Consider the following 6,947-nt stretch of genomic DNA (forward strand, 5'->3'; position numbering starts at 1 on the left):
GACCGGGCCGCGGGCCGGGACCGCGGCGGGGGAGCGGGACCCTGTGGGCCCGCGCCCCGGCTCTACTGTTCAGAGGTGTCCGCGGTCAGCGCGTCAGCGCCACCACTGGACCGCCTTCTCGGCGTTGACCAGGCCCGCGCCGTAGAAGCCGTTGTCGTTCGTGCGGCCCTCGCACTTCGCCGTCCAGGCACCGGCACCGCCCGGGTTGAACTCGCCCTTCGGGCACGGGACGGACTCGGCGTGGGTGGTCAGCAGCTCGGTCAGCTCGTCCGGGCTGGCCCACGGGAAGGTGCTGGCGAGCAGCGCGACCACGCCGGTGACGTGCGGGGTGGCCATCGAGGTGCCCTGCATGTAGCCGTACTTGCCACCGGGGATGGTGGACAGGATGCGGCCGTCCTTGTCCGGGGTGTTCGGGATCTGGTAGCGGCGGTCGCCACCCGGAGCCGTGACGGTCACGACGCCCTTGCCGTAGCTGGAGTAGTACGACTTGACGCCCTCGGAGCCCACCGCGGAGACGGCGACGACGCCGGGCAGCTCGGTCGGCAGCGACAGGCAGTCGTTGGTGACCGGGCGGGAGCCGGGGGTGGTGTCGTCCGGGCTGGCCACGTCGACGGTCTTGTGCGCCAGGTCGATGTTCTCGTTGCCCGCGGCGGCGATGTTGAGGACGCCCTTGCGCTGGGAGAAGGCGACGGCCTTGCGGACGGCGTCCGAGATCGCGGCCTGGTCCTTGTCCGTCTTGCAGTTGAACATCCACGGGTCGACGAAGTAGCTGTTGTTCGTCACCTTGAAGCCGTGCTCGCCGGCCCAGACGAAGCCGCAGACCGCGTTCTCCGGGTAGATGAACCCGCCGTCGTCGACGACCTTGACGGCGGCCAGCTTGACGTTCGGCGCGACACCGACGATGCCCTTGCCGTTCTTGGCGGCGCCGATGGTGCCGGCCACGTGGGTGCCGTGGTCGCTGGTGGTCGGCTGCCAGGCCTTCCAGTCGGTGTTCGGCTTGCCGTCGATGCAGGAGACCGACTGCGAGGCGTCCACGTTGGCGGCCAGGTCCTCGTGGGTGGCGTCGATGCCGGAGTCCAGCACGCCGACGGTGACGTTGCGGCTGCCGAGCGAGATCTTGTGCGCCTTGTCCGCACCGATCTGACGCATGTCCCACTGGTTGGACTCGTAGGGGTCCTCGCCCGGCGCGGCCGCGGCGGTGGGCTCGGCGGCGACGTCGGCCTTGCCCTGGTCGGAGGCCTGGATGCCCTTGGTGCGGCTGGCGCCGACCGACTCGACACCGCCGGCCAGGCGCAGCTTCTCGGCGAACTTGGTGTCGGTCGAGCGGGCGACCACAACGCCGATCTGCTCGTACGACTGGACGACCTTGCCGCCGAGGCCGGCGATGGCCTTCTCGACCTTCTGCACCTGACCGTGGTTGGCCTTGGTGTTGACGACGTAGCTCATCAGCGGACCGGTCGTCGAGTCGGCGGCGGGGGCCGCGACGGCGGTGCCGGCCGGCAGCGCGAGGGCGCCTGCCGTGGCGAGCACGACGCCCACGGCCGCGTACCGGGTACGGCTGATCCGAGGAACACGCATGAGGGTTGGCCTCCCGAGTCGTCAGGCGGCAGCTGCGGTGAGCAGGTGCGCCAGGGAATGACCGGGACGCTAATGAATATTTGCTTATAAGCGCAAGGGGTAGTCATCTAATCGTCACATGTTGACCAACGGGGTGCGGTTAGGAGACCTCTCGTCAACAGGGGTAACAGAGAACAAGATTGTTAAAAAGTGACGGTTCGCCGACGCGCGGCCGCCCTCGCCGGACCACCGGCCACCAGCGCGGACCGCGCCGCTACAACGCGTACAACCGACGCGCGTTCCCGGCCGCGACCAACCGCGCCACCCGCTCGGCATCGGATTCGGAACAGGCACCGTCCGCCCGCCAGCCCGCGAGCACCGAACCCAGTCCGTACCGGAACTGACAGGTGCCCACCACATACAGTTCGGGCAGTCCGTAGGCGTCGGTCGAGAACAGCAATTTGCCGAACGGGGCCAGCTCCAGCATCTCGCCCAGCACCGCGGCCACCCGCGGCCCGGCGTAGGAGGCCGTCAGCCCGAGGTCGGTGTGGACCGTCGGGAAGGCCTGGGCCAGCCAGGCGGCCTGCCGGTGGTACGGATAGGCGTGCAGCAGCACCAGCGGGACGCCACTCGGCTCGGCGGCCCGCACGAAGTCCGTCAGCAGCGACGGGTCCGCCCGGTGCAGGGTGAGGTCAGGGTCGCCGAAGCCGGTGTGGAGTTGGAGCGGCAGACCGAGCTCGGCGCAGACGTCCACGGCGGTCCAGAGCAGGTGGTGCAACAGCACCGGGTCGGTCAACCGGTGGCGCCCGCCGCGCAGATGGGCGCCGGCCGCGGCCACCACGGCCGGGCCGGCGGGGCGTTCGGCCGGGGCGGCCAGGCCGTGCCGGTAGGCCAGCACCGACTTGACCGCGACGGCCCCGGCGGCGGCCGACCCGAGCGCCTGCGCGACGGCCCGCGGCCAGGCCTCGGCTCCGGCCGCCACCGTCTCGGCCACCGACTCCAGCCGGACCACCTCGCGCACCGACGCCCCGGTGGCCCGGGCGAGTTCGGCCAGTGGCAGCAGCTCGTGGCCCGCGGCGGCGGTCAGCCCGGTGTCCACCAGGCAGGTGTCCAGCCCGGCCGCCGCCAGCAGCCGCCCGGTGGCCTCGGCCGCCCCCAACTCCCGGCGCCGGGCCAGGTAGTCGGCGGCCGGGGCGTGCGCCGGCAGGCCGAGCACGGGCGGGCACCAGCGCCGCACGGCCAGGCCCAGCGCGCTGTCGAAGGGCGAGCAGCCGGGCGCGGGCGGGCGATCGGACTCGGTGAGCAGCCCCGCCAGGGCGTCGTCGGCGAGCTCGGCCGCCACGACGCTGTGGCAGTGGTGATCGACCAGCGCGAGCCCCTCCGGGTGGGCCACCGCTCAGTACCGCCAGCGGGTGGCCGCGACCAACTCCTTCGGCGCGGCGGCCGCGTACTGCTCCCCCTCCGCCCGGCGCACGGCCAGCACCGCCTGGTACAGCGGCTCGCCGAGCGCCTCGCGCAGCACCGCGGAACGCTCGTACGCGGCGATCGCCTCGGCGGGGCTCGCCGGCAGCCGGGGCACCGTTCCGGGCTCGGCGGCCGCTGGGTCGCCGGTGAACTCCGGTGGCAGCGCCCGGCGCTGGTCCAGCCCGGCGAGGCCGGCCGCGATCGCCCCGCCGACCGCCAGGTACGGATTGGCGCTCGCGTCGAAGCACTTGACCTCGGCGTTGGCGGCGGCGGACCGTTCCCCGGTGGAGCCCGTCACCAGGCGCAGCGCGGCCTCCCGGTTCTCCAGGCCCCAGCACTGGTAGGCGCCGGCCCAGTGCGAGGGCACCAGCCGCAGGTACCCGGCGGGGCTGGAGCAGCCCAGCACCAGGAGTTCGGGCAGCGCGTCGAGAACCCCGGCGAGGAAGCCCTCGGCCTCGGCGGTCAGGCCGTGCGGACCGGGGCCGCCGTGGCCGAGGTTGCGCCCGTCCCGCCAGAGGCTGAGGTGCAGGTGCCCGCCGTTGCCGACGCCGCCGGCCTCGACCACCGGGGCGAAGGAGACCCGCAGGCCGTGCCGGGCGGAGACGGCGCGGACGGTGTGCCGGACCAGGACGGAGGTGTCGGCGGCGGCGACCGGGCCCTCGGCGGCGACCGAGACCTCGAACTGCCCGGAGGCGTACTCGGGGTGGATCTGCAGCACGCCGAGCCCCTGCTCTCCGAGGGCGCGCAGGACGTCCCGCAGGTAGTCGGAGAGGTCGGTGAGCCGGTGCATGCCGTACGCGGGGCCGTGCGTCGGGTACTGCGGCGGCTCGTTCGGGGGCCCGGCCAGGGCGACCACCCACTCGACCTCGATGCCGGCCTTGAGGCCGAGCCCGCGTGCGGCGGCCGCGGCCTCCATCCGGCGGGCGAACAGCCGTTGGCAGCCGGGGTGCGGACCGCCGGCCTGGGTGTGGCGGTCCCCCGGGGCCCAGGCCCAGCCGGGCTGGGCGGCCAGCGGGACGAGCCGGTCGACGTCGGGATAGAGCCGCAGGTCCCCGGTGGGGCCTCCGATGATCGGGCTGGTGGTGATGGCGTCGTCGGCGAGGAACACGTCGAAGCAGGGCGCGGTGCCGACGCCCCACTCGGCCGCGTGCACCAGGCCGCCGAGCGGCACGGCCTTGACCCGGGTGATGCCCGCGTTGTCCACCCAGGTGACGGCCACCGCCTCGACGGCGGCGGTGCGCAGCCGGTCGGCGGCGGCCTCGGCCCGCGCGGCCCGCTCGGCGCGCGGCGGCAGCGCCACGGCGGCCACGAGGGCTCCGGAGCCGGGCGGCTCGACGGGTTCGGCGGCCTGGGAGGCGGTGACGGTGCGCATGTCGTCATGCTGCCCCGCGGAGCGGGTACCGATAACTCCCCTATCGAGTGGAACAAACGGACGCCCGTCCGCCTGTTCACTCGTTCGTGGCCGGGTGACGCACGGCGGCCGGCCGCACCCGCGCCGTCCCGCGCTTCCCCCGTGAACATGGCGAAGCGGGACCGGGGATCGAGCGCACCCGGTCCATTCCGCCGATGAGCCGAGTGAGCGGGGAACCACGTCGCGCAGCCGCCCCGCGCCGGCCGCCCCGGCGATCACCCGCCCCCGCCCTGAACGGATTTCCGCCGCCTCCCCCTTCCTACTCGCGAGTAGCTTCGCTACAGTGGCCGGACACGCACCACCGCCGGGCTTCGGGAGCCGCACCGGCGGCAGGCCGCGGCCGCCGTTTCTCGGGCGCCCGCGCGGGTGCGCCTTCACCGGTCGGCGCCGCGAACCGCGGCGGGCCGGGTTCCTCCCCTCATCAGAGCCGCTTCCTTCACCTTCGAGCGCCTGAGCACCACGGCACATCCGCGGTTCGGCCGGAGCGGACCGGCCCCTGCCCGGATGCGCCGACACCCCCGTCATCTCCCCAGCCCCGCGGGTGAACCCTCCTCCGGCGGCGGCCGCCCCCGGCGTCCGGGCGCGGCGGCGCGCCCACCGGAGCACGCGCGGACCCTTCATGACTAGGAGTCAGGACAGATGGAGCGTCCCTTCCCCACCGTCGCCGTCGTCGGCCTCGGCACGATGGGTGCCGGCGTCGCGGTGGCGGTCGCCAAGAGCGGCCGCCGGGTGATCGGCATCGAGGCCACCGAGGACTCCGCCGCCCGGGCGCTGGCCCGGATCGAGGAGGCCACCGCGCGCGCGGTGGAGCGCGAGCGGCTCACCGCCGAGGAGCGCGCCGGGCTGCTGGACCGGATCTCGGTCGGCCACGAGCTGGCGGCCGCCGCCGGGGCCGATCTGGTGATCGAGGAGGTGCCCGAGCAGTTGGAGCTGAAGCGGGAGGTGTTCGCCGAACTGGACCGGATCTGCCCGGAGACCACCGTGCTGGCCACCGGCACCACCGCCCTGTCGGTGACCCGGATAGCCGCCGCGACCACCCGTCCGGAACGGGTGCTCGGCCTGCACTTCTTCAACCCGGTGCACGGCATGAAGCTGGTCGAGGTGGTCCGCACCGTGCTGACCTCCCCGCGGACGGCCGAGGACGCCTCCGCCTTCGCCCGCGACCTCGGCAAGGAGCCGGTGGCGGCCGGCGACCGGGCCGGCTTCGTGGTGAACGGCCTGCTGTTCGCGTACCTGAACCAGGCCGCCGCGATGTTCGAGTCCAGGTACGCCTCGCGGGAGGACATCGACGCCGCGATGCGGCTCGGCTGCGGCCTGCCGATGGGCCCGCTGGCCCTGCTCGACCTGATCGGCGTCGACACCGCGCACACCGTGCTGGAGGCCATGTACGAGCAGTCCCGGGACCGCCTGCACGCGCCCGCCCCGATCCTCGGCCAGCTGGTCTCGGCCGGTCTGCTCGGCCGCAAGTCCGGGCGCGGCTTCTACACCTACGAGTCGCCGGGCTCGTCCAGGGTGGTGGACGCGGCCACCGGGCCCGCCCTGTCCCGGGTGCCGGGCCGTGAGGTGCGCACCGTCGGGGTGTGCGGCTCGGGGACGATGGCCGTCGGGATCGCCGAGGTGTTCGCCAAGGCCGGGTACCCGGTGCTGCTGGCCGCCCGCGGCCCGGAGAAGGCCGAGAACGCCAAGGCGCAGCTGGAGAAGTCGCTGAAGCGCGCGGTGTCCAGGGGCCGGATGAGCGCGGAGCAGCGGGACACCGCGCTGGCGCTGGTCACCCCGGTCGGCGGGTACTCCGGGCTGGCCGGGGTGGACCTGGTGGTCGAGGCGATCGCCGAGGACCTGGAGGCCAAGCGGGAGCTGTTCGCCGCCCTGGACAAGGTCGTCGGGCCCGGCGCGGTGCTCGCCACCACCACCTCCTCGCTGCCGGTGATCAGCTGCGCGACCGCCACCTCGCGGCCGCGGGACGTGATCGGCATGCACTTCTTCAACCCGGCGCCGGCCATGAGGCTGGTCGAGGTGGTCTCCACGGTGCTGACCGCGCCGGACGTCACCGCGACCGTGCTGGAGCTGACCGCCGAGGTCGGCAAGCACCCGGTGGAGTGCGGCGACCGGGCCGGGTTCATCGTCAACGCGCTGCTCTTCCCCTACCTGAACGACGCGGTGCGGATGCTCCAGGAGCACTACGCGACGGTGGACGACATCGACACCGCGATGAAGCTCGGCTGCGGTTACCCGATGGGCCCCTTCGAACTGCTGGACGTGGTCGGCCTGGACGTCTCGCTGACGATCGAGCAGGTGCTGCACCAGGAGTTCCGCGAGCCGGGCCTGGCCGCCGCGCCGCTGCTGGAGCACCTGGTCGCGGCGGGCTGCCTGGGCCGCAAGAGCGGCCGCGGCTTCCGCGACCACACGCGCCGGTGACCACCCCGCAGGCCGGGGGCGGCCGCACTGGCGGAGCGGATCCTGTCCGGATACGACGAACTGACGGGCGGAGAGGGCCTGGTCGCCGTCCGGGCCTGTG

Annotated in this window: 4 protein-coding genes; 1 reads left to right on the forward strand and 3 read right to left on the reverse strand. The window is 73.9% G+C overall.

Annotation, left to right across the window (positions count from 1 at the left end):
• Positions 1-93: 93 nt before the first annotated feature.
• The 3 genes from ACFRMQ_RS36075 to ACFRMQ_RS36085 all read right to left on the reverse strand — a co-directional run bounded on the left by ACFRMQ_RS36075 (position 94) and on the right by ACFRMQ_RS36085 (position 4,393).
• Positions 94-1,578 (reverse strand): S8 family serine peptidase, encoded by a 1,485-nt coding sequence (locus tag ACFRMQ_RS36075; protein ID WP_380735050.1) that lies wholly within the window; start codon positions 1,576-1,578, stop codon positions 94-96.
• Between the two features lie 253 nt (positions 1,579-1,831).
• Entirely contained in the window at positions 1,832-2,950 is a 1,119-nt protein-coding gene (locus ACFRMQ_RS36080; protein ID WP_380735051.1) for an amidohydrolase family protein, read from the reverse strand.
• 3 nt (positions 2,951-2,953) lie between these two features.
• The gene (locus ACFRMQ_RS36085; protein ID WP_380735052.1) at positions 2,954-4,393 is read right to left on the reverse strand and encodes a glutamine synthetase; all 1,440 of its coding nucleotides are present in this window, start codon (positions 4,391-4,393) and stop codon (positions 2,954-2,956) included.
• A gap of 678 nt (positions 4,394-5,071) precedes the next feature.
• On the opposite strand from ACFRMQ_RS36085, the gene ACFRMQ_RS36090 reads away from it, so the two are divergent.
• Positions 5,072-6,847: a 3-hydroxyacyl-CoA dehydrogenase family protein gene (locus ACFRMQ_RS36090; protein WP_380735053.1), complete on the forward strand. Its 1,776-nt coding sequence runs from the start codon at positions 5,072-5,074 to the stop codon at positions 6,845-6,847.
• Positions 6,848-6,947 lie beyond the last annotated feature (100 nt).

The sequence above is a fragment of the Kitasatospora sp. NPDC056783 genome (assembly GCF_042789895.1).
In the GTDB taxonomy this organism is placed as follows: Bacteria; Actinomycetota; Actinomycetes; order Streptomycetales; family Streptomycetaceae; genus Kitasatospora.

Excerpts from the sequence above, each read along its gene's own strand:
- ACFRMQ_RS36075 (WP_380735050.1), bottom strand. The coding sequence starts at position 1,578 with ATGCGTGTTCCTCGGATCAGCCGTACCCGGTACGCGGCCGTGGGCGTC.
- ACFRMQ_RS36085 (WP_380735052.1), bottom strand. The coding sequence starts at position 4,393 with ATGCGCACCGTCACCGCCTCCCAGGCCGCCGAACCCGTCGAGCCGCCC.
- ACFRMQ_RS36090 (WP_380735053.1), top strand. The coding sequence starts at position 5,072 with ATGGAGCGTCCCTTCCCCACCGTCGCCGTCGTCGGCCTCGGCACGATG.